Raw genomic sequence first — 22,939 nt, 5'->3', positions numbered from 1 at the left:
GCGGCAAAGCCTATTCGCTTAAGTGATGGGTGAATGTGTCGCCGGAATAGTTGGTGCGCAGAAGGCCCGCTTCACTCAACCTTGGCATCAGCTCATCAAGTGCGAGATGCATGGATGACGTCGAACCGCCGGGTGCGGTGATGAAACCGTCGATAGCGCCGGCATCAGACCATTTCTGGATTGCGTTGGCAGCGTCATCGACCGTGCCAATGATCTGCCAATGGGCAGCACTGATCACTTCCGGCCTGCGGAGCAGGTCTTCAAGGCTAAGCGTCTCTTTCAGCAAAAGGCGCTGCAGCAATCCCGCATGGGTTTTACTGCGTACCTTTTCTGGTGGCGGAGGCAGATCCGAGGGGCGGATCAGGCGACCTTCGGGCCAGTCGGTAAGATCAAGGCCGGTCATATCCCGAATATAGGCAATCTTGCGCGTGCGGTCGCCGCGCGCGTGGGTATAGGAAAAAAGCTCTTCCGCCTCTTTGCGCGTTGGTGCGAGATAGAGGCTGAGGCCCGGAAGCAGACGCACATCGTCGGCATTCCGACCGTGAGATTGTGCCAGAGAACGCAGGTCATTGCGCAGATTAATCGCCGCATCAATATCGGGCGTTGCCGAGAAAATCGCATCGGCGACTGACGCTGCAAAATTGCGTCCGGCTGGTGAAGCACCCGCCTGAACGAGCGGGATCGGAACATTCTCCAGTGAAGGAATATTGAGCGGGCCTTTGACTTTAAACGAAGCGCCCTCATGGTTGATTGGTTGGATACGTGCTGGGTCGGCATAGTTGCCGCTGGCCCGGTCACGCTTGAGAGCAGAGCCGGGGAAGCTTTGCCAGAGCGCTTGCACGACATCGGTAAACTCTGCTGCCCGTGCATAGCGTTCGTCGGATGTCGGCATTTCATCGAGACCAAAATTCACATTGCCATCAAGGGCGGTGACGATGTTCCACCCCGCACGCCCGTTGCTTAAGTGATGCAATGACAGAACCTGCCGTGCGACGGCATAGGGCGGCATGAAGGTGGTCGAAATCGTCGTGAGTAGACCGATTTTGGATGTTTCGCGCGCAAGTGTTGCCATCAGCAAAGTCGCATCCAGACTGGCAAACCCGGGCGTGGTTTCCATGATCTGGCTGTTGAGAAACAGATTGTCGGGACGAAACACGAAGTCGAGCTTTGCAGCCTCCGCGCGCCGCGCGATGTCGACGTAAAAGTCCGAGCCGAACACACCTTCAATATCGCTATTGTCGTGGCGCCAGCCATCATTGCTAAGCCAGGTGGGAGCGAGCGACATGCCGATGTGGAGCGTTTTGCGAGGTGTCATGACAAAATCCGGTCAGTTTTTCAGCAGAAAACCGCGAGCCGAAAGCTCGCGGTTTGATTGATTGATGCAAGAGGTCAGAAGCTGCCCTTGATGCCGATGCCGAAAGTGCGTGGCATTGTCATGCTGGCCTGTGTCGTTGCTCCGCTTAGACCGCGCGTTGCTTGCTTGGATGTTGGTACACGTTCGTTGAAGATATTCTTCACAAATCCGTAGAGCTGGAATTTTTCGTTAAAGTCGTAGCTCACGCGTGCGTTGGCGATTGTGTAAGCATCAATCCAGTAGGATGGGGTGTTCGCGACATCGGAATAGTAGCTGTCGATGTAGCGCACATCACCGGAAACATTGAGTTTTTCGGTTACATTCCAACTTGCACCGAAATTCAGCATATAGCCCGGCGATTTGGCGAACTCGTTATCTGCATAATCAGGGTTGCTCGAAATCTCATCGATTTTCGTGCGCATGATGCCCGCCCCTGCCTTGAGGGTCAGATTATCGAGGATCTGATAATCGGCGCCGAGTTCAAGCCCGTAGGCATGTGCCTTTTCCGCATTGATCGTATATGATTGGGTGATGCCGGGAGAAATGACAACCGGAATATTATACTGGGCATTCTTGAAGTCCATGTAGAACACGTTGCCGTTTATAACGAGCTTGTTGTCCAGGAACTCCGCGCGGGTGAACAATTCGTAGTTCCACAGAGTTTCCTCATCGAACTTGTTCCATTTGCTTGTCGCAGGGTTGGCTGTATTCATATAAAGCGAAACACCGCCGGGATTATAACCGCGACTGATAAGACCACCGACTGTAAGGTCAGGGGTGATGGCATAGGCCAGCGATACTTTAGGCAAGAAAGCCGAGAAGGATTCATCGAAATTAATCGCGTCGAGCGCATAGACCGAGACGCCATCGCGTTGAATTTTGTCGTGCTGGAAGCGTGCGCCTCCAGTCAAGGTCCATTGCTCATTCATACGCCAGCTCAGCTCACCAAACAGGCCAACATTCGTTTTCTTATCGTCAAACGTCGAGATATAGTTGTTGACGGCGACCTTATTGGCGGCGTTCACCAAATCGAGTAGCTCGTCGGTCTTCGTATGGGCGAAATAAACACCGGCGACGCCGCTTAGGACATCCTCCTGATCTCCAAAAGTGAGGCGTGTTTCATTCGAAATATTGGTTTGGTCGATATTGGCATCACCATTATGCGCGATACCAACTCTGCGTTCGACCGCTGAATCTGAGAACTGTGTCTGGTTGTGGAGTTTGAAGCCGTTATCAAATTCGTAGCTGACATCCAGGATGCCGGTATTGGTACGCTGATCCCACGACGGCAAGGTGGCGCCACTGTAATCGAGATCATAGTAAAACGGCGTGGCCGCTTCATAGGTTGGGCGATTGCTCTTGTTGAAAGAGTAGGTGAGCTTTGCCTCAAGGCCGGGGATTTCCGCAGGCTGCCAGAGCAGCTTCGAGCGAATGTTCAGCGATTGGAAATCCTGATCGGTGCCGGAAGAGTAGAAACCGGGATTGACATAATCGATGAAGGTGTCGCGACCCGAATAATCAATTGCCAGACGGCCAGCGAGCTCATCCTTGTAGAGCGGGCTATTCAGCATGATAGAAGTGCGCTTGGATTTATAGCTGCCGATCTCGACCTGATATGCGCCTTCCTGCTCAAAAGTAGGGTCTTTGGTATTGACCACGATTGCACCGGCAATCGCATTTGCGCCCTGCGATGTGGTCTGCGGCCCGCGGAAAACCTCGATGCTGTCGAGATCCCAGATCGAGGTGGAGCCAAAGATGAACTCGTTATAGTTCAAGTAATGACCATCAAGATTGATCGTTGCGCGGGGGACGGTGCCCGAGAAGAAGGCCGTCGCACCATTGTTGGGTCCCTGCGTGTCCTGACCACGAATGACCGGTGCGCCAACAGTGTCGGTATAAACAACATTGGGTGTTCCGCGAACCGCTTCCGATACGGAAGTGTCGCCAGTTTTTTCCTTGTCGATTTCCTTTGCCGTAATCACGGTCACGGATGAGGCGGTGTTCTTGATATCACGCGCAACTTTTTCGCCGGTGATGACGAGTGTGTCGAGCACCAGTCCTTTGGAGCTTCCTGGTGCGTCCGCATCTTGCGCGAAGGCTGATGAGCTTGAAATCGCTGCCAGCGTCAATGCGCTGACGCCGTAGAAAAAGCTGCGGGAGGAGCGGGTAATCATAAGTCGCCTCAAAACATGAGTGTGTAAGTCATGTTCTGTTATGCTGACTAAAGAGATTCCGCAATAAGGAATGCATACCGCAATACAGTATGAATGCAAGCTTGTTGAGCATGTTGCCAAATCGCAACATGTTCTGGGGTGGGATGGTTTGCGTGGCATTGTGCGACGAGGACTTTGTCGGCTTAGCTATCTGGAAAGGCATGACTTTACTTACCCATCGGGCTAAAGAAAGGGGTGAATCTATGGGAGGCATGACAATTGGAAGATCAGGATCAATCCGTGAGTGAGGAGATGGAAGTCGTTAGCGACAAACGTTCCGGCACGATTCAGTCTGTTTCAATTGCTGCCCGATTTCTGAAAATTCTTGCCAATGCCGAGAATGAGCTGCCTTTGGGGGAGGTCGCAAAACGAGCTGGAACCGGCGGCTCGACAGCGCATCGCTATTTGCAAAGCCTTGTAAAAGAAGGGCTTGCCAAGCAGGACCCGGTCAGTGGCTTTTATGATCTTGGCCCAACGGCACTGAGCATTGGCATCGGCGCGCTTCGGCGGGTCGATGCGGTGGAGATTGCTGCACAGCACATGAAAGCTCTATCGCAAAGTCACGCGATGAGTGGGGGGGTGGCGATCTGGACTGACCGAGGGCCAACGCTGGTTCGCTGGTATCGCAGCGCCTATTTTTCCGTGAATCCGCTGGCGCTTGGAGACACCTTGCCGATCGACAATACCGCCTGCGGCCATATTTTTCAGTCCTATCTTCCAAAGGCCACGGTCGATGCAGCGCGCAAGGTGCAGCCCGCGCATTTTCGCGGAACGCCGCCGTCCAAAGCCCTGCTTGAAAAGGTGCGTGAAGACCGCTGGTCCGAGATGACCAGCCATCTTTTGTCGAATGTAACGGGTCAGGCTTCGCCTGTGCTCGATGCCCAGGGAGAAATTGTCTGTGTGATGACTACGGTTGCCGATCTCGGCCAGTTGCGCACGGATGAGGAGCGCCGTGCGCTTTTCCATGAAGCTTGCATCGTCAATGAATCGACAGGTGGCCTCATCGTCGATACCAAACTGGAAATGCCGAAGAGCTAGAGCGCATCCCGAAAACCGGGTCCGGTTTTCAGAGTGGAGTATGTGCTATTCCGCTGGCTCGATATGGGCGGTGCTGCTTTTCGGAACGATCAGCGGCGTCCCCGAAACCGGGTCCGGAATGATGATCGAAGACAGCCCGAATGCGTCTTTAACCAGTTGTTCGGTGACGATTTCAGACGGCTTGCCCTGCGCTATAATCGCGCCTTCCCGCATGGCAATCAGGTGGGTCGCATAACGACAGGCGTGGTTCAGTTCATGGAGTACGGCGACGACTGTTCGCCCTTGTCTATTAAGCTGCGCAAGCAGATCAAGCAGCTCAATCTGGTGTGCGATATCGAGATAGGTTGTTGGCTCATCCAGAAGCAGGATTGGTGTTTCCTGTGCCAGAACGAGCGCAATCCATACGCGCTGGCGCTGGCCACCGGAGAGTTCATCGACAAGCCTTCCCGCCAATTCGGTGATGCGGGTGGCGTCCATCGCTTGCGCCACAGCCAGTTCATCAGCTTCTGACCATTGCCTCAAAAATGACTGATGCGGGTAACGGCCGCGAGCCACCAGGTCTGCAACAGTGATACCTTCCGGTGCAGTCGAGCTTTGCGGCAGCAACCCCAGCCGTCGGGCGGTCTCTTTTGCAGGCAAACTCGCGATATCGCCGCCGTCGAGAATGATCTTCCCCTGACTTGGCTTGAGCAATCGCGACAATGCTCTGAGCAGGGTAGATTTTCCACAGGCATTCGGGCCGACAATCACGGTGAATGACGCATCCGGAATAGATACCGACAGATCGGTTGCAACCGTTCTCTCGTCGTATTTCAGGGTCACGGCTTCAGCATGAAGGCGGTGCGTCATTGCGGCTCCTCGTTGGGTCGTCGGCAGGGTTTGCGTGTCACTCTGCATTGCCTCGTATTGCATTGTAGAATGCGTTCTGCAATATGGAGTGACGCGATCATGTTTTATGATGCGCCTTCTCATCCCATTGCATAACGCGGCAACGAAGTATCAGCTATGGCACTTAGTAAGAATGTTCTCAAGTTTCTGGTAATGCTTGCGTTGCTGGTTTGGCCCTTCAAATCGGCGCTTGCGGAAGATGCAGCATGGCCCCGAACCATCGAACATCATTCGGGCACGCTGACGCTGAAATCCAAACCTTTGCGGATTATCTCGACTGCGCCGAGCCTGACGGGTATTCTGTTGGCCATCAATGCGCCGCTGGTTGCCAGTGCGGCAACCACGCCAAGCCCGTTGACCGATGAAAAGGGCTTCTTTTCGCAATGGGCCAAGGTGGCGGATGAGCGTGGCGTAGAGGTTCTCTACTCCAATCTGGAATTCGATATTGAGGCAATTATCGCAACCGAGCCTGATCTGGTTGTCGTTTCAGCGACAGGTGCCGACAGCGTTCTGCCCCAATATGCAGAGCTTGTCGCGCAAGGCATCCCGACCATGGTGGTCAATTATTCCAATCAGAGCTGGCAGGATATTGCGAAGCAACTCGGCAAGGCCACAGGTCTTGAGGATGAGGTTGCCGCAAGCGTTGCGCGCTTTGATGATTATGCTGCGAAGGCTGCAGCGGAGATCACAGCGCCTGTCGATCCGGTAACGATTGTCGGTTATAATATCGGAAACAGCTACTCGATCGGCAAACAAACAAGTGCACAGGCACAATTGCTGGAAGCGCTTGGGTTTAAGGTCGCTGGTTTGCCGGATGCTCTCACAAAGCAAGTCACACGCAGTTCGGATTTTGATTTCATCTCGCACGAGAACCTTTCCGCTGCTGTAACCGGCAAGAGTGTGTTTCTCCTGCGCGGGTTGAATGGCGATGTACACTCATTTCTGAGTGACCCGGTGCTTGCCAATCTGGATGCGGTGAAAGGCAACCAGGTCTATTCGCTTGGGCCGACATCCTTTCGCATCGACTATTATTCGGGCATTCAGATGATCGATATGGTCGTCCCGCATTTCCGTAAATGATCGCCGGCTTGTTTGAACAAAAGAGAGTTTGTGGATTCTCTCGCATATCGGAGAGGCAACGCCGCTTATGGGGGCTAATTGCGGGGCTTGTGGTGCTGCTACTTGCCGTCTTCGCAAGCCTGGTGCTCGGTTCGCGTTCGATCTCGCTTGTCGATACCGTGCAGGCGCTCTGGATGCCAGATCTTCAAAATAATGAGCATCTGATCATCCGCGAATTGCGGGTTCCGCGTACCATTATTGCCATTCTGGTCGGGTTGGCGCTGGGCGTCGCAGGTGTCGTGATGCAGGCTGTGACCCGCAATCCACTGGCTGAGCCGGGATTGCTGGGCATTAATGCAGGGGCTGCGGTTGCGGTCATCCTTGGGATCGTGGCGTTCAACCTGACAAGTGTTTCACAATATGTCTGGTTTGCCTTTGCTGGTGCGGGCCTTGCCGGGGTCGCGGTTTTCTTTCTGGGGCAGGAAAGGCGCGCTGGGACGAACCCCGTTCGTCTGGTGCTGGCTGGTGCTGGAATATCCGTCGTTCTGGCTTCTGTTACGGGCATTCTCATCATCAATGCGCCAACATCTGTTTTGGATCAATTTCGTCACTGGTCGGCTGGTTCTGTCGAAGGCAGAGGATATGATGTCATTGCGGTCCTTGTTGTTTCGATCGCTGCCGGATTGATTGCAGCATTCTCGATTGCTGGACGCTTGAACGCGCTTGCGCTTGGAAAAGAACTGGGTGCTGCACTGGGCGTGGATGTCTATCGCACCTGGTTCCTTTCCTGCCTGTCTGTCATGCTTCTTGCTGGTGCTGCAACAGCGGGTGCCGGGCCGATAGGATTTGTGGGATTGGTGGCTCCACATCTCGCCCGGATTGTGGTTGGGCCAAACTACCGCTGGATTTTACCGTATTCAGCGCTGTTCGCAGCCATTCTATTGCTCGGCGCAGATATTATCGGGCGCGTGATCGCAGCACCTTCAGAGGTTGCGGCGGGCATCGTTTCGATGCTGCTCGGTGGACCATTCTTCATTTTCGTTGTTCGCAGATTCCGGCTGTCAAAACTATGAGTGCTCAACGTCGATCTGTCCTGCGTTTCGGTTCATTTTCCATTCAATGGCGAATGAGAACATTGGTTGTTTGTATTCTGCTGATTGTGCTCGCCTGCGCTATGGGCGTCATGCATCTGGGTACAGGCAGCATGGGTTTTACCCCCAATGATATTCTCAAAAGCGTCACGGGCCATGGTCTTAATCCAACGACCGACCGAATAATTTTTCGCGTGCGCCTTCCTCGCTTGATAACCGCACTTTTCGTTGGTGCTTCACTGGGTATGGCGGGATCGATCTTTCAATCCATCTCACGTAATGCGCTTGGATCGCCCGACATCATAGGATTTACGACGGGCGCGGCAACGGGCGCTATCGTCCAGATAATCCTCTTCAATTCCGGGCCATTTGAAACTGCATTGGCTGCTGTTTTATCCGGTATTGGCACAGCGCTGATTGTGTTTCTGCTCGCAATGAAAGGCCGAACGACGGGTGGTTATCGGCTTATCCTGGTTGGCATTGGTGTGGGGGCGGTTCTGTCCGGTTTAAATACGGTGATGCTTGTCGCAGGTGATCTTGATCAGGCGGCATCGGCACAGCTCTGGCTTGCCGGCTCACTGAACACCCGAACCTGGTCTCATGCGTTGCCTGCCGTCATCGGCTTTGCGGCGATCCTGCCGGTTGCGATTTATCATGCCCAGCGGATTGATCTGATCGAAATGGGGGACGATGCCGCACGTCAGCTGGGTGTCGCAACTGAATCGACACGGCTAATCATGGTTTTAGCCGCTGTTGGCCTGACATCAATTGCAACGGCTGCAACTGGGCCGATAGCCTTTATCGCGCTTGCTGCCCCGCAGATGGTGCGACGGCTGACGCGTGCAGCCGGTGTGCCGCTTGTTGCGAGCGCGCTTATGGGCGCGACATTGCTGATAGGGGCTGATCTCGTCAGCCAGCATTTTCCGCTCAATGTAAAAATGCCAATAGGTTTGACGACAGGTCTGCTCGGTGGCGTCTATCTCCTGTGGCTGCTGGCAAGCAATCGTCGTACGCTTTAGAGCGCATTCCGAAAAGTGTGAAACGGTTTTTGGAGTACAAAAAGCAAAAATCCCGGACGAAGCCGGGATTTTGTTGCCTATACTTAACGGAAAACTGGAGCGGGCGAAGGGATTCGAACCCTCGACCCCAACCTTGGCAAGGTTGTGCTCTACCCCTGAGCTACACCCGCTCGCGCCAGTCGTTTCCGTCAGGCAGGCGCTATATGGCCCAACGCTTTTGATATTGCAACAGGGAAAATGTTCTTTCCTGAAAAGAAAACTCTGAAATGACATAAGATATTGATATTAGTAGTAAAAATTATTCATCGCCCCGTTGTGAATAAGATGCTATGCCTTTGCAACTTAGGCTCAGCCTCGGCAAATCAGTGTGAATCAGCTGCATTCGAATGCATATATTTTTGCTTTCACGATTCCTCGCGATGCTTCGAGCCGGTTCGGAAGCAATCGCTCTGCTTGTGCCAAATACGGCTATTGCGTCTTTGGTCTGCGTGATTAAGTGTATAACAACGCTTCTATAATGGTCTTTTGAAAAGACCGCGCATTCAGGGAACAGAATCTTATGACTATGACATCGGCCGAGCTGCATGAATATTTGAAAAACCTCGATATCGAGGTGAAGACGGTGGAGCATCCACCTTTGTTCACAGTCGCCGATTCACAAAGTCTGCGTGGCGAAATCGCCGGAGGTCACACCAAGAATCTGTTTCTGAAGGACAAGAAAGACAATTTCTTTCTGGTGACAGTGGATGAAGAAGCAGTGGTTGATCTCAAGTCGATCCATCAGATCATTGGTGCTTCCAGCCGCGTTTCCTTTGGCAAGCCAGAGAAGCTGATGGAATACCTCGGCGTGGTGCCTGGCGGCGTTACGGTCTTTGGCGCGGTAAACGATACAGGGCACAATGTCCAGGTTGTTCTCGATGCAAGTCTGATGGAAAACGACATCATCAATGGGCATCCTCTGACGAACGAAGCCACGACATCGATCAAACGGGACGACCTGATGCGCTTTCTTGCTGCGACAGGACATGAAGTGCGCATTCTTGCTGTTTCAGAGGATGCGAAGGCGTCTTCATAGGTATAGACTGGCAAGTGACGCTTGCCGTGCGATGGCGGCTTGAAATTGGTTGCTGCAGATACAAGCTGAGATATCGAAACCGGCCTGCCGCTGCCCTATATGCAAGCTGGAAGACATAAGGAATATCCGATGACGAGCCAGAACAATCCCTATTCGAACTCAGGTGCGCAAATGACCGGCAATGTGTCTTTTGGCACATCGGCTCCGACTGCCGGTGGCGCGTCTCTGGGCGGCAATGATCTTATCAAGGACACAACGACTGCAGCCTTTCAGGCGGACGTTATTGCAGAATCGCGAAATCAGCCGGTCCTCGTTGATTTCTGGGCGCCATGGTGCGGCCCTTGCAAACAGCTCACGCCAATTATCGAAAACGCAGTTCGTGAAGCAGGCGGTGCAGTCAAGCTCGTTAAGATGAATATTGATGACCATCCGTCGATCGCGGGCCAGCTCGGCATCCAGTCCATCCCGGCTGTCATTGCCTTTGTGAACGGCCAGCCTGCCGATGGCTTTATGGGTGCGCTGCCTGAATCCAAGGTGAAGGAATTCATCGCGAAAATAGGTGGCCCAAGCGATCAGGAAGCGGCAATTGCCGAAGCCGTGACCGCGGGCAAGGAACTGGTTGAAGCTGGTGACTTTGTGCAATCGGCGCAGATTTTCTCGTCAATCCTGCAGGTTGCGCCTGATAATGTCGATGCTGTTGTCGGTCTGGCGACTTGCCTGCTTGAATCAGGTGATGCCGATAAGGCGCGTGAAATTCTGGCAAGCCTGCCTGCTGACAAGCAGGATGCAGCGCCGGTTCGTGCGCTTGAAGCGCGGCTTGCACTTGCTGATCAGGTGAAGCTGATCGGTGATCCGGTAGAGCTGGAGCGTCGTGTTCAGGCTGATCCGAACGATTTTCAGGCGCGTTACGATCTTGCGCAGGTGCGCAATGCGCAGGGACGACGTGTTGAAGCGGCTGATGAGTTGCTGGCTGTCATGAAGGCTGATCGCAGCTGGAACGATGATGGTGCGCGCAAGCAACTTCTTCAATTCTTTGAGGCATGGGGCAACGCAGATCCGGCGACACTGGGTGCGCGCCGCAAGCTTTCATCGCTCCTGTTTTCTTAAGCGGCTTCATAATACGGAACCATTGAAGCCACTTTATCACTTTATTTTTATGCATTTCCACATGGAAAGCTGCTTCGCACTTTGGCTGGAAATGCTCAGAAGGAGAAAGTCATGCAAGTGGGCAATGCCCGATATCGGACAGCTTCGGATATTCCGGAGCTTATTCCGGTGTTTCCGCTCAAGGGAGCCCTTCTTTTGCCGGGTGGCCAGCTGCCACTGAACATTTTTGAGCCACGCTATCTCGAAATGGTCGAAGACGCGCTCGCTGGTAAGCGGATTATCGCGATGATCCAGCCTCGCATTGAAGATGCAGATGACGACGACGACGAGGGCGAGACGTTCGACGAGACTGCTCGACCGCAATTGAGTCAGGTTGGATGCCTTGGACGGATCACTACCTATTCGGAGACTGGCGACGGGCGTGTGCTTATTACATTGCAGGGTATCTGCCGGTTCCGGGTTCTGGAGGAAGTGAACTGCCGCAGACCTTATCGCCAATGCAGGATTGCACCGTTCCTGACCGATCTTGAAGCGGCTCGCGATGTCGGTGAGATTGACCGCGAAGCGCTGTTGCGTGCTTTCAAGGACTATCTCGAAGTGCATAATCTGGAAGCGGACTGGGATAGTATTTCGCGGGCTGCCAACGACACACTGGTCAATGCGCTTTCGATGATGTCTCCCTTCGGTCCTGCTGAAAAGCAGGCGCTTCTGGAAGCTGCAGATTTAAAAACACGGGCCGCGACCCTCATCGCGATTACCGAAATGGTTCTGGCGAAGGCCAAAGACGATTATGGTTCGCGTCTGCAATGACTGCTGGGGAAACAATAATGGCAATAGATGAAAATACCGGCAACCTTGACGTGAAACTGCTTGAGCTGCTTGTTTGTCCGCTAACCAAAGGACCGCTTCAATATGATGCGGACAATAATGAGTTGATCTCGCAAAAGGCGAGACTTGCCTATCCGGTTCGCGGCGGTATTCCGATCATGCTGCCATCGGAAGCACGTCCTCTGGAATAGAGGGTATCCAGCTTCGGGCAGATTTGAAGTTTGAACGGATCTGCCCGATAAAGCCGTTATATAATTTCTGCATCTCCTCTGTTCTTTTTCATAAATTTCGCATCGCGGGTTGTTGCTTGCCGCGCGAGGGGGTTCTATAACCCTCGCGGAACTTGAAAGCACGATATCGGAAATTGATTTCCCTGCCGCTATTGTGTGAGAAAAAACAGAGGCTTGGCATTATGGCATCCAGAAAACTCCTTCTCCTGCCCGGCGATGGCATCGGTCCCGAAGCAATGGCTGAGGTCCGCAAAATTATCGCTTTCCTCAATTCGGGTCTGAATCTCGGTTTTGAAACCGACGAAGGCCTGGTTGGCGGATCGGCATATGATGCGCACGGTCAGGCGATTTCCGATGCGGATATGGAAAAGGCGCTTGCTGCTGATGCTGTGCTTTTCGGTGCGGTTGGCGGTCCTAAGTGGGATAGCGTTCCTTATGAAGTCCGCCCCGAAGCAGGTCTCTTGCGTCTGCGCAAGGATCTGGCACTTTATGCCAACCTGCGTCCGGCAATCTGCTATCCGGCCCTCGCACATTCATCGTCGCTGAAGCCGGAAGTGATCGAAGGCCTCGACATTCTGATCCTGCGCGAGCTTACCGGTGGTGTTTACTTCGGTGAGCCTAAGGAAATCATTGACCTGGGCAACGGCCAGAAGCGCGGTATCGATACGCAGATTTACGACACCTACGAAATCGAACGCATTGCCGATGTGGCTTTTGAACTTGCGCGCACCCGCGGCAACAAAGTTACGTCGATGGAAAAGCGCAATGTGATGAAGTCGGGCGTCCTGTGGAATCAGGTCGTTACCGCTCGTCACAAGGAAAAGCATTCGGATGTTGAACTTGAGCATATGCTGGCTGATGCCGGCGGTATGCAACTCGTTCGCTGGCCGAAGCAGTTCGACGTGATCGTGACCGATAATCTGTTTGGCGATATGCTTTCCGACGTTGCTGCTATGCTGACCGGTTCGCTCGGCATGTTGCCGTCGGCTTCGCTCGGTGCTGCTGACGGTGTGACCGGCAAGCGCAAGGCCCTTTACGAGCCAGTACATGGTTCGGCACCAGACATTGCTGGCCAGGGCGTTGCCAATCCGATTGCCATGATCGCTTCGCTTGCCATGTGCCTGCGCTACTCGTTCAACCTGATCGATGAAGCTGATCGTCTGGAAGCTGCGATTGCCGGTGTTCTCGATGATGGTCTGCGCACTGCCGACATCTGGTCGGAAGGCACCAACAAGGTTGGCACAACCGAAATGGGCGATGCAATTCTTGCAAAGTTCAAGGCGCTTTCGGCTTAATCGCTGATAATACCTTTTAGAAATGGCCGCTGTGCAGAGATCGCGCAGCGGCTTTTTTATTGTTTTCAGTCGAGCTGTATTGTGAAGTTTGCGAACACCGCAGCTATCAGCAAGGCGATGAAGAAATATTGAAATCCCTTCCTTTTGATCCGCATTGCAAACAATATCACGGCAGTTTCGATCGCAAAGAAAATGAAATCGCCGAGCGGAGATTCTTCATTATTGATTGAAATGCTGGGGCCAGCACTGCGCACAAGTTCCATCAGATTGAGCAATATCAATAGTGACAGCAGCCATGTTTTTCGCGACATAAAATAGCGTTCGTAATCGCCATATTCCTTGATATCGTCCGGCGTTAAAGTAACGCACATGAAAAACAGGCCGAAAACATAAAGAAGGTCTGAGACGTAGGTGTAGACATTGTATGTCTTTGTGCCGCTTTCAAAAAGATAGTCCCACCAGAACTGAATGATCCAGAGGAAAACAACAATAACCCATCCGATATGCATATAAGATATTTTATGCTTGTTCGGATGCTGGACGAAGCGCGAAGCAAAGATGAGCAGCCGCGATATGCACAGACTGATACCCATGCCATTGATAATTCTCATATGAGAGAAAGCATCAGCAGCACTGATTGCTGTGTCGACTCCTGAAGGCAATTCTTCACCTGCTTGTTCGGTTTGTTACGGATACACGGCTGTCTTACAGCGGGCCCAGTTCAGAATGAATCGTTGGAACCGCTGTAACTGTTTGTTCTTACGCAATATCCGACGCAAAACCGCTTCGCACTTTTGCTGGAAATGCTATGATATTCAGAATAAATAGCGTGTGTTTGACTAAGAATGAATAGAATTGTTTTGTTATAGTAAAGTTGTTTCACCGCTCTGCAGAAAGTGGATAACTGGAAAATAAACGCCCGATTTCCGGCTGCAATTTATCGCCAGGACGCTAAGAATAGTGGTCATGTTGAACACACTTCCCGATATGAACACCTTGTATGACGCCTTGCTTGCCCGCGACACCGCGTATGAAGGCAAAGCCTATGTTGGCGTGCTTTCGACGGGCATTTTCTGCCGGTTGACCTGTCCCGCACGAAAGCCGTTGAAAGAGAATTGCCGGTTCTTTGCTTCAATACCTGAATGCATTGCCGAGGGTTTCCGCGCTTGCAAAAGATGCCACCCGTTGCAGCCCGCAGCGGAAGCGGATGTTTCTGTCGATCGTCTGCTAAAAGCGTTGGAAGCACAGCCGCAACGGCGCTGGAGCGAGGGTGATGTCGCTGGCATAGGCTTTGATCCATCGACCGTGCGGCGTAGTTTCAGGCGGCATTTCGGCATTACCTTCCTTGAAATGGCTCGGCAGGAACGGTTGCGACAGGGTTTCCAGACGCTTGCGCAGGGTGAGCGTGTCATCGATGCGCAAGTCGATGCGGGTTTTGAATCACCCGATGCGTTCCGCAATGCTTTCGCCCGAATTTTAGGTCTGCCCCCAGCGCAGTTGCAAAAAGGTGGTTTGCTCCGCGCAGATTGGATTAAGACGCCGCTCGGTACAATGATTGCCGTATGTGATCAGTCATCCCTGCATTTGCTGGAATTTGCGGATCGCAAGGCGTTGCCGCAAGAGCTGAAAAAGCTGCACAAGGCCTGTCATGGTGCAATCGGTATCGGACGATATCCGTCGCATGATGTGCTGGAACGGGAGCTTGATGCATTTTTTGCAGGACGATCCGCCAATTTCAGTATTCCGCTGGTGCTGCATGGGAGCGCATTTACACGCGATGTCTGGCGTGAGTTACAGAATATCGGAGCGGGTCAGACGCGAAGCTATAGCGAGATTGCGAGGGCAGTAGAAAAGCCGCTTGCGGTTCGTGCTGTGGCGCGGGCGAACGGTGCCAATCAGATTGCCATCATCATTCCGTGTCATCGGGTGATTGGTGCGGATGGATCACTGACCGGTTATGGCGGAGGCCTTTGGCGAAAGCAGAAGCTTATCGAGATCGAGGCACAATATCGTTGAGTGGGCCCAATAAAAAACGCCGCCCGATGAGGCGGCGTTTTCATTTTATTTGAGCTCAATTAGTCAATCTTATTGAGATCGACATTCTTGGTTTCCTTGACGAACAGGAGGCCGATAACGAGCGTGATTGTTGCAAGCACGATCGGATACCAAAGTCCGTAGTAGATATCGCCCTTAGCAGCACTCATCGCGAAGACGGTTGCTGGCAGCAGGCCACCGAACCAGCCGTTACCAATGTGATATGGCAGCGACATACCGGTGTAACGAATGCGGGTCGGGAACATTTCAACCAGAATAGCGGCGATTGGGCCATAAACCATCGTGACGTAAATCACGAGAATGGTGAGAATGGCGATCGTCATAACCCAGTTGATCTGCGAAGGATCGGCGACCATCTTGAATGCGCCTGCATTCGGGATGGTATAGACAGCCTGTTCAGGCTGTGCGGCAGCATCGGCTTCCGCCTGCGTGATGATCTTGTTCTTGACCAGATCAGCGCTCGACATGGTTGCCTTTTCACCGGCACGTACGGCTTCCGCATTCAGTTCCAGTTCCGGATTGGCTGCGATGAAGGCATCGAGCTTGGAATCTGCAACTTTGGCAGGGCTGCGTACGAGCGGCCAACCAGCCTTTTGCAGGGCGAGGTTGATGTCATGGGTCAACGCAGCCTGCTTTGCAGTTGCTTCTGCACCAGCTGCATTCGCATCAAACGAAGTTACAGTGGATTCGCCGATCTTGACCGTTGCAGGCTGTCCGGCAGGGCCGATCACAACATCATAAGGCACAGCACTGCGCGACAGGAAGCTCGTTGCGATATCGCAGGAGCTGGTGAATTTTGAAGTGCCTGTTGCATTGAACTGGAAGTTACAGTCGCCAGGAGCAGCCGTAACGGTTGCACGGATTGTCTGTTCGGCCTGTGCCAGCGCCGGGTTTGCAGCCTGCGTGAGAGCTTTGAACAGCGGGAAGTAGGTTACTGCTGCAAGCAGCAGGCCTGCCATGATGATTGGCTTACGGCCGATTTTATCGGACAGCCAGCCAAAGATGACGAAGAAGCTGGTGCCGAGCAGAAGGGCTGCAGCCACCATGATGTTTGCGGTCTGGTTTTCAACCTTCAGCACGTTCTGCAAGAAGAACAGAGCGTAGAACTGACCGCAATACCAGACGACAGCCTGACCCATGGTAAGGCCGAACAGCGCGATGAGGGCGATCTTTGCATTTTTCCACTGACCGAATGCTTCAGAAAGCGGTGCCTTGGATGTTTTTCCTTCTTCCTTCATTTTCTTGAAGGCTGGGGATTCACTCATCTGCATCCGAATCCAGACCGAGATACCCAGAAGAATGATCGAAACCAGGAACGGAATACGCCAGCCCCAGGCAGCAAAGGACTCGGTCGTCATCACGTTCTGAATGCTCAGGATAACCATCAGCGAAAGGAACAGGCCCAGCGTTGCGGTTGTCTGAATCCAGGACGTGTAGAAGCCGCGACGACCGTTCGGGGCGTGTTCAGCAACATAGGTAGCAGCGCCACCATATTCGCCGCCAAGCGCCAGACCCTGCAACATGCGCAGAATGATCAGGATCGCAGGTGCAACAATACCGAGCGTTGCCGATCCGGGCAGTATACCGACGAGGAACGTCGATGCGCCCATGATGACGATGGTAACGAGGAACGTATATTTACGACCAACGAGATCGCCGATACGTCCGAAGACGAGTGCGCCAAACGGGCGTACGAGAAAGCCTGCTGCGAAAGCGAGCAGTACGAAAATATTACGGGTTGTTTCAGGATATTCATTGAAGAACGCAGCGCCGATAAAGGCAGCAAGTGTTCCGTAGAGATAAAAATCGTACCATTCAAATACAGTGCCGAGCGAAGAAGCGAAGATCACCTTCTTTTCTTCACGCGTCATTTTAGGTGCGCCGGCCTTGGCGCTCGATTGAACTGACATTAATTCCTCCCAACAGCAATTTTGCTGATGTGCGCGGACGTTCTCCTCCAACTTCCACACACTTTTTCCACGCAAGCATGATGAACTGAATCGTTTAATCCGTTTATTATCTTTTAGTATGAGAACCGCCCGGCTTGTTGCCCCGTGAAAGTTGACAGGCTGTGCGCTGAAGACGAGCGTGGTCGCAATATTATCAGAACTGAAAATCTGGCAGCTCTTTTCTTGAGGAGATCAGACATGAAGCGTTTTGAAGGGGGCTGCCTTTGCGGCAATGTGCGGTTTGTTGCTTCCGGTTCACCCTACCGCGTAGGAATTTGCCATTGTCTTGAATGCCGTAAGCATCACGGCGCTTTGTTTCACGCGTCGGCAATTTTTCCAGAAAGCGCGGTAACAATTGACGGCGAAACAAAGGATTATGCGGGACGATATTTCTGTCCGCTTTGTGGTTCCTCGGTCTTTTCAAGATCGGAAGATGAGGTTGAAATCAATCTGGGGTCTCTTGATGCCCCAGATCAGTTCAAGCCAACCTATGAGCTCTGGACTATCCGGCGTGAATCCTGGTTGCCGCCATTTCCACTCAAAAGACACTATGAACGTGACCGCGATGGCGCGACTCGCAACGAAGGCTAGATCAGGCAATCCGGATAGATGGTAATGCTCGCGCTATTGTTGTCCGTTAGGCGTTGGAATGCCTTTATTTTAGGCGTGACCGCGTATGCTGTGATGATGAAATAGGAATGATTATCCAAATACGACCTCTAACAGCCATTTTTCGTCGAATTTGGTTTTTTTCTCACGCATTGGGTGTTAAGTCGCTCTCGCGATAAATGCCGACAAATTCCCAGAGTTCAATTCATCCGCATGCCCCAAAATATCGCAGTGACGACATTTGCAGATTGATTTATGTCGCTGAGCGAACATCGAGCCCAGAGCCTGAAAGCCCCAAACATGACTGCACGTCTTTCATTCGCGCGCGAGCGTATCAACGTTCTTCTTCTCGAAGGCATTAACCAGTCTGCTGTCGATTATTTCAAATCGTCCGGTTACACCAACGTCGTTCATCTGCCCAAGGCACTCGACAAGGCTGAGCTGATCGAGGCGATTTCATCCGCGCATATCGTTGGAATTCGCTCGCGCACGCAGCTCACCGACGAAGTGTTTGAAGCGGCGCAGCGTCTGATCGCAGTCGGTTGTTTCTCGGTCGGCACCAATCAGGTTGATCTGAAAGCCGCCCGCAAGCGTGGTATTCCGGTATTCAACGCACCTTTCTCCAACACTCGCTCGGTTGCTGAACTGGTGATTGGCGAAATCATCATGCTGATGCGTCGTATTTTCCCACGCTCCAATGCAGCCCATGTCGGCGGCTGGGATAAGAGCGCGACCGGCAGCCGCGAAGTCCGTGGCAAGACGCTGGGTATCGTTGGCTACGGCAATATCGGTTCGCAGGTCGGCAATCTCGCTGAAAGCCTCGGCATGACGGTCCGCTATTTCGACATGACCGACAAGCTGCAATATGGCAACGTGATCCCGACGGACACGCTTGATGAATTGCTCGAAATTTCGGACGTAATCAGCCTCCATGTGCCATCGAACAAGTCGACGGCCAAGATGATCACCGAAGCGAAGCTGCGCAAGATGAAGAAGGGTGCCTTCCTCATCAACAATGCGCGCGGAACTGTGGTCGATCTGGAAGCATTGGCTACAGTGCTTAAAGAAGGTCATCTTGCTGGTGCGGCAATTGACGTCTTCCCGGTTGAACCGGCTTCGAACAAGGACCCGTTTGTTTCGCCATTGCAGGGACTTGAAAACGTTATCCTGACCCCGCATATCGGCGGTTCCACCGAAGAAGCGCAGGAGCGCATCGGTATGGAAGTCAGCCGCAAGCTGGTTGAGTATTCCGATGTCGGTTCGACGCTGGGCGCGGTTAACTTTCCGCAGGTTCAGCTGCCTGCACGTCCAAGCGGCACGCGCTTCATGCATGTGCATGAGAACCGTCCGGGCATTCTCAACAGCCTCGTCAACATCTTCTCATCTCACAACATCAACATCGTCAGTCAGTTCCTGCAGACAGATGGTGAAGTTGGCTATGTGGTGATCGAAGGCGATGCGATGGAAGAACATGCCGAAGATGTGCTTCAGGCAATGCGCGAAATTCCGGGTACGGTTCGCACGCGTCTGCTTTACTAATTAGAGCACCATTTTTGAAAGGCCCGCGCAGCATTCGCCGCGTGGGCCTTTATCATTTCGTGGTCTCTGCGTAATAAGCGGGATCGTTCCTGCATATTTGAGCAGTTTTGTTGCGCTCATCGCTGCAAACACATTGACTCTTTTTTCAAAGGGCTTAAAAGCGCAATCGGAAAAGGAGACAATCCCGTGAACGCTTCTCGCGCATCACATAGCCTGTGTGGACTGAATGGCCTCATCGCCATTGACAGCCCTATGGCGTCCGTTTCCAAAACTACCACGGCCACTTGCATTAAAACGACCACCAAAACGGTCTGACCCCTTGGCCTGCTCGCCCTCTCTCCCCGGGTCCGGCCCAGGGATAAGGCCCGCTGGTCGCGGGTTTTTATGGAAGCGGAGAGGACAGGAGAAGGTAAATGGGTTTCAAGATTGCAGTCGTCGGCGCCACCGGTAATGTCGGGCGCGAAATGCTCAATATCCTCGAAGAACGTGGCTTTCCGGCTGATGAAGTCGTGGCTCTCGCTTCGCGTCGCAGCCAGGGTACGGAAGTATCCTATGGCGACAAGACGCTGAAGGTTAAGCCGCTCGATCAGTATGATTTCTCAGATACCGACATCTGCCTCATGTCCGCTGGCGGCAACATTTCCAAGGAATGGTCGCCAAAGATCGGTGCGCAGGGCTGCGTTGTTATCGATAACTCGTCCGCATGGCGCTATGACGCCAATGTGCCGCTCATTGTTCCTGAAGTGAACCCTGATGCGATTGAAGGTTTTCGCAAGAAGAACATCATTGCTAACCCGAACTGCTCGACTGCGCAGCTCGTCGTGGCTCTGAAGCCTCTGCACGATGCAGCCAAGATCAAGCGCGTTGTTGTTTCGACCTACCAGTCCGTTTCGGGTGCTGGCAAGGAAGGCATGGACGAATTATTCCAGCAGTCGCGTGCAGTTTTTGTTGCTGATCCTGTCACCGCTCAGAAGTTCACCAAGCGCATTGCGTTCAACGTGATTCCGCATATCGATGTTTTCATGGAAGACGGCTACACCAAGGAAGAATGGAAGATGGTGGCCGAAACCAAGAAGATGCTCGATCCAAAGATCAAGCTCACGGCAACCGCTGTTCGTGTACCTGTGTTCATCGGTCACTCGGAAGCAGTCAACATCGAGTTTGAAAATCCGATTTCGGCTGAAGAAGCGCGCGAAATTCTGCGCGAAGCGCCTGGCTGTCAGGTTGTCGATAAGCACGAAGACGGCGGCTATATCACGCCGTATGAATCGGCTGGCGAAGATGCAACCTACATCAGCCGTATCCGTGAAGACATCACGGTTGAAAACGGTCTGGCACTTTGGGTTGTTTCCGACAATCTGCGCAAGGGCGCCGCTCTCAACACGATCCAGATCGCAGAACTGCTTGTTGCTCGTGGCCTGATTACGCCAAAGGCACTTGCTGCTTAATCAAGATTGCAGTTTGAAAAAACAAAAGCGCCGGGAAACCGGCGCTTTTTTAATAGTGCATCCTGAAAAGTGTGGAACTGTTTTCGGGATGTGCGTTCGGGATCTAACCCGAGATACTGTCTTTGAGATTGTTGCGGACATCAAGCAGCTGTGCTCGAAGATCCTGCAAGTCACTGATGGGCTGACCGAGTGCGCAGAAGACCTGCTCAGGAATGCTTTCGGCCTCTAGGCGCAAAGCCCTGCCTCCATCGGTCAGCGTAATGCGGACCTGTCGCTCATCCTGGCTGTCTCTGCGACGTGCGATATGTCCTGCTGCTTCCAGCCTTTTCAAAAGCGGGGTGAGGGTGCCGGAATCGAGATTGAGTTTCGCGCCGATTTCAGAAACCGTGCGGTTATCCTGTTGCCACAAAACAATCATGACCAGAAACTGCGGATAGGTGAGTTCCAGTTTGCTGAGGATCGGCTGATAAGCGCGGGTTAGCGCATTCGCGGTCGAATAGATCGCGAAACATACCATATCCGATAGATTGAGATGGGATTCTTTTGGGTCGTCTTTCATAGCGCAAGCTCCATGGCAGAACTTTACATGAGGTGCAATTGAATTGCGCGTCACATATTTGTGATAATATATTTTGCAAAAATAGATTGTGCGCAATTCAATATTTTGCAATTTTGGTTGCGGAGATAAACGAACACCCATCAATGGAGATTTTCAAATGGCTATTCTTTACACGACCCAGTCAACAGCCACTGGCGGCCGCACAGGCAGCGCCAAGACCGCTGATGGTCGTTTAAGTGTTGTTCTCGACACCCCGAAGGAACTCGGCGGTTCGGGTGGCGAAGGCACCAATCCTGAGCAGCTGTTTGCATCCGGCTATGCTGCTTGTTTCCTCGGCGCATTGAAATTTGTCGCAGCGAAAGAAAAGGTTTCCATTTCCGCTGAAAGCACAGTGACTGCCACCGTTGGTATCGGTCCGCGTGAAGATGGTACAGGGTTTGGTCTGGATGTGGCTCTGGCAGTTGCTCTGCCGGGTGTTGAAAAAGCCAAGGCAGAAGAGCTGGTCAATGCCGCGCACATCGTCTGCCCTTATTCACATGCAACACGCGGTAATATCGATGTCCGCCTGAGCGTGGCATAAAGCGCATCCCGAAAAGTGGGTACCGGTTTTCAGAATAAGATGCGCGGTCAAACGAGTTAAGCAAAACGCGCCCAAACGGGCGCCTTTGTTTCATTTATTGAGGCAGGTCATCCAACGCTTTCAATGCCGCCTCAACCTGTGCACGCGCTTCTTCGCCCAATGGCAGAATGGGCCGCGGCGGTTCGATCTTTGCAAGACCAAGCAGATCGGCGATCAGATACATGACGCGGAAACTGCCATGGACTTTGAAGAGGTTCCAGAGTGGTTCAAATGCAGCGTTGATGCGCTCGGCTTCTTGCTGTTTGCCACTTTGTGCAGCGCGCACCAGTGCTGCAAACTGCTTCGGTAGAAGACCCGCAGCCACGCTGTAGAAAGCATCAGCCCCTGCAAGCAGAGCGTCTTTTGCACCCCAATCGCCGCTATAGCCGATGGCAAAATCATCTGGCGTTGTAGCGCGCAACTTCACGACCTCTGCCGCGTAGTCATTATCGGCAGGCAGTGGCATTTTGATTGCCTTGATGTTTTTGAGATCCGCCAAGCGCGTAATCAGTTCAACGGTGAAAATGAAACGGGTGGTGCCGGGATTGTTGTAGATACACAAAGGCAGATCGGTCGTCTCGGCAACAGCTTTGAAATGCTGAAAGCCTTCTTCCTGTGTGAGCGGCGTATAGGACACGGGTGCGAGCAAAAGCGCATCAGCCCCGGCATCTGCCGCATCGCGGGCAAGCGCTTGCGCTTCATCGGTGCGCAATGCGCCAACGCCCACGATCAGCGGTGTCTTGCCGCCGATGTATTTCACCGCGGTCCTGACCGTATGACGACGTTGTTCTCGTGTGAGAAAGGCGTAGCCGCCAGTGCTTCCCAGCAGGCCAATCGAGTCCGCGCCTGAGTCATGGATGCGGGTGAGAAATGCGTTGAGCGCGTCCTCGATAAGATTGCCTGCTGCATCGATTGGGGTGAGGGGGAAAGCGGAGAGGCCTTTGAAAATCTTCATTGCGATACT

The 22,939-nt window shown here is 52.9% G+C and carries 21 protein-coding genes and 1 tRNA gene; 14 read left to right on the top strand and 8 right to left on the bottom strand.

Translation table 11 applies throughout. The features are described 5' to 3' along the window. Positions 1-10: 10 nt before the first annotated feature. Both ABWV94_RS08350 and ABWV94_RS08345 read right to left on the bottom strand, forming a co-directional pair. Positions 11-1,315: an NtaA/DmoA family FMN-dependent monooxygenase gene (locus tag ABWV94_RS08350; protein ID WP_353413122.1), complete on the bottom strand. Its 1,305-nt coding sequence runs from the start codon at positions 1,313-1,315 to the stop codon at positions 11-13. Positions 1,316-1,389: 74 nt separating this feature from the next. Continuing rightward, on the bottom strand, positions 1,390-3,528 hold the full coding sequence (locus tag ABWV94_RS08345; protein ID WP_353413120.1) for a TonB-dependent receptor: 2,139 nt from the start codon (positions 3,526-3,528) through the stop codon (positions 1,390-1,392). A gap of 291 nt (positions 3,529-3,819) precedes the next feature. Here ABWV94_RS08345 and ABWV94_RS08340 point away from each other — a divergent pair, with 291 nt between their 5' ends. Then, entirely contained in the window at positions 3,820-4,605 is a 786-nt protein-coding gene (locus tag ABWV94_RS08340) for an IclR family transcriptional regulator (RefSeq protein ID WP_064321248.1), read from the top strand. Positions 4,606-4,650: 45 nt separating this feature from the next. Here ABWV94_RS08340 and ABWV94_RS08335 read toward each other — a convergent pair whose 3' ends face one another. Next, on the bottom strand, positions 4,651-5,454 hold the full coding sequence (locus tag ABWV94_RS08335) for an ABC transporter ATP-binding protein (protein ID WP_064321247.1): 804 nt from the start codon (positions 5,452-5,454) through the stop codon (positions 4,651-4,653). A gap of 156 nt (positions 5,455-5,610) precedes the next feature. Between ABWV94_RS08335 and fepB the strand changes: the two genes are divergently transcribed. From fepB to ABWV94_RS08320, 3 genes are all read left to right on the top strand, one after another. Then, the gene (fepB, locus tag ABWV94_RS08330; protein WP_353413117.1) at positions 5,611-6,573 is read left to right on the top strand and encodes a Fe2+-enterobactin ABC transporter substrate-binding protein; all 963 of its coding nucleotides are present in this window, start codon (positions 5,611-5,613) and stop codon (positions 6,571-6,573) included. 89 nt (positions 6,574-6,662) lie between these two features. Next, positions 6,663-7,625, top strand: a complete 963-nt coding sequence (locus tag ABWV94_RS08325; protein WP_353413115.1) for a FecCD family ABC transporter permease — start codon at positions 6,663-6,665, stop codon at positions 7,623-7,625. 53 nt (positions 7,626-7,678) lie between these two features. Further along, positions 7,679-8,662, top strand: a complete 984-nt coding sequence (locus ABWV94_RS08320) for a FecCD family ABC transporter permease (RefSeq protein ID WP_353413113.1) — start codon at positions 7,679-7,681, stop codon at positions 8,660-8,662. 95 nt (positions 8,663-8,757) lie between these two features. Here the strand turns inward: ABWV94_RS08320 and ABWV94_RS08315 are convergent. After that, positions 8,758-8,832: transfer RNA gene (locus ABWV94_RS08315), tRNA-Gly, on the bottom strand. A gap of 389 nt (positions 8,833-9,221) precedes the next feature. Here ABWV94_RS08315 and ABWV94_RS08310 point away from each other — a divergent pair. From ABWV94_RS08310 to leuB, 5 genes are all read left to right on the top strand, one after another. After that, the gene (locus ABWV94_RS08310; RefSeq protein WP_353413111.1) at positions 9,222-9,737 is read left to right on the top strand and encodes a prolyl-tRNA synthetase associated domain-containing protein; all 516 of its coding nucleotides are present in this window, start codon (positions 9,222-9,224) and stop codon (positions 9,735-9,737) included. Between the two features lie 129 nt (positions 9,738-9,866). Beyond that, complete coding sequence (gene trxA, locus ABWV94_RS08305) at positions 9,867-10,844, top strand: thioredoxin (protein ID WP_353413109.1); 978 nt, start codon at positions 9,867-9,869, stop codon at positions 10,842-10,844. Between the two features lie 111 nt (positions 10,845-10,955). Then, positions 10,956-11,654: an LON peptidase substrate-binding domain-containing protein gene (locus ABWV94_RS08300; RefSeq protein WP_353413107.1), complete on the top strand. Its 699-nt coding sequence runs from the start codon at positions 10,956-10,958 to the stop codon at positions 11,652-11,654. Between the two features lie 17 nt (positions 11,655-11,671). Next, complete coding sequence (locus ABWV94_RS08295; RefSeq protein WP_353413105.1) at positions 11,672-11,863, top strand: Trm112 family protein; 192 nt, start codon at positions 11,672-11,674, stop codon at positions 11,861-11,863. Between the two features lie 221 nt (positions 11,864-12,084). Further along, on the top strand, positions 12,085-13,197 hold the full coding sequence (gene leuB / locus ABWV94_RS08290) for a 3-isopropylmalate dehydrogenase (RefSeq protein WP_007877752.1): 1,113 nt from the start codon (positions 12,085-12,087) through the stop codon (positions 13,195-13,197). Positions 13,198-13,262: 65 nt separating this feature from the next. Here the strand turns inward: leuB and ABWV94_RS08285 are convergent, their stop codons facing one another. Continuing rightward, positions 13,263-13,859, bottom strand: coding sequence for a hypothetical protein (locus tag ABWV94_RS08285; RefSeq protein WP_353413103.1), 597 nt, complete (start codon positions 13,857-13,859; stop codon positions 13,263-13,265). Between the two features lie 304 nt (positions 13,860-14,163). Here ABWV94_RS08285 and ABWV94_RS08280 point away from each other — a divergent pair, with 304 nt between their 5' ends. After that, positions 14,164-15,213, top strand: a complete 1,050-nt coding sequence (locus ABWV94_RS08280; RefSeq protein WP_353413101.1) for a bifunctional transcriptional activator/DNA repair enzyme AdaA — start codon at positions 14,164-14,166, stop codon at positions 15,211-15,213. 59 nt (positions 15,214-15,272) lie between these two features. Here the strand turns inward: ABWV94_RS08280 and ABWV94_RS08275 are convergent, their stop codons facing one another. Further along, positions 15,273-17,162, bottom strand: coding sequence for an MFS transporter (locus tag ABWV94_RS08275; protein WP_007877756.1), 1,890 nt, complete (start codon positions 17,160-17,162; stop codon positions 15,273-15,275). A 237-nt stretch (positions 17,163-17,399) separates the two neighbouring features. Between ABWV94_RS08275 and ABWV94_RS08270 the strand changes: the two genes are divergently transcribed. The 3 genes from ABWV94_RS08270 (at position 17,400) to ABWV94_RS08260 (ending at position 20,797) form a co-directional block, all read left to right on the top strand. Then, complete coding sequence (locus ABWV94_RS08270) at positions 17,400-17,792, top strand: GFA family protein (protein WP_353413099.1); 393 nt, start codon at positions 17,400-17,402, stop codon at positions 17,790-17,792. A 318-nt stretch (positions 17,793-18,110) separates the two neighbouring features. Further along, entirely contained in the window at positions 18,111-19,349 is a 1,239-nt protein-coding gene (serA, locus tag ABWV94_RS08265) for a phosphoglycerate dehydrogenase (protein WP_007877765.1), read from the top strand. A 413-nt stretch (positions 19,350-19,762) separates the two neighbouring features. Continuing rightward, positions 19,763-20,797: an aspartate-semialdehyde dehydrogenase gene (locus tag ABWV94_RS08260; protein WP_007877766.1), complete on the top strand. Its 1,035-nt coding sequence runs from the start codon at positions 19,763-19,765 to the stop codon at positions 20,795-20,797. A 103-nt stretch (positions 20,798-20,900) separates the two neighbouring features. Here ABWV94_RS08260 and ohrR read toward each other — a convergent pair whose 3' ends face one another. Then, the gene (ohrR, locus tag ABWV94_RS08255; RefSeq protein ID WP_079213418.1) at positions 20,901-21,356 is read right to left on the bottom strand and encodes a transcriptional regulator OhrR; all 456 of its coding nucleotides are present in this window, start codon (positions 21,354-21,356) and stop codon (positions 20,901-20,903) included. A gap of 157 nt (positions 21,357-21,513) precedes the next feature. Between ohrR and ABWV94_RS08250 the strand changes: the two genes are divergently transcribed. Then, positions 21,514-21,936 (top strand): organic hydroperoxide resistance protein, encoded by a 423-nt coding sequence (locus ABWV94_RS08250; RefSeq protein WP_007877768.1) that lies wholly within the window; start codon positions 21,514-21,516, stop codon positions 21,934-21,936. 94 nt (positions 21,937-22,030) lie between these two features. Here the strand turns inward: ABWV94_RS08250 and ABWV94_RS08245 are convergent, their stop codons facing one another. Next, on the bottom strand, positions 22,031-22,930 hold the full coding sequence (locus tag ABWV94_RS08245) for a dihydrodipicolinate synthase family protein (protein ID WP_502905156.1): 900 nt from the start codon (positions 22,928-22,930) through the stop codon (positions 22,031-22,033). Between the last annotated feature and the right edge of the window lie 9 nt (positions 22,931-22,939).

The organism is Brucella sp. NBRC 12953 (genome assembly GCF_040369775.1).
Classification (GTDB): Bacteria; Pseudomonadota; Alphaproteobacteria; order Rhizobiales; family Rhizobiaceae; genus Brucella; species Brucella pseudogrignonensis.
The sequence above is the reverse complement of the archived record's forward strand: the minus strand, read 5'-3'. Positions and strand labels throughout refer to the sequence as shown.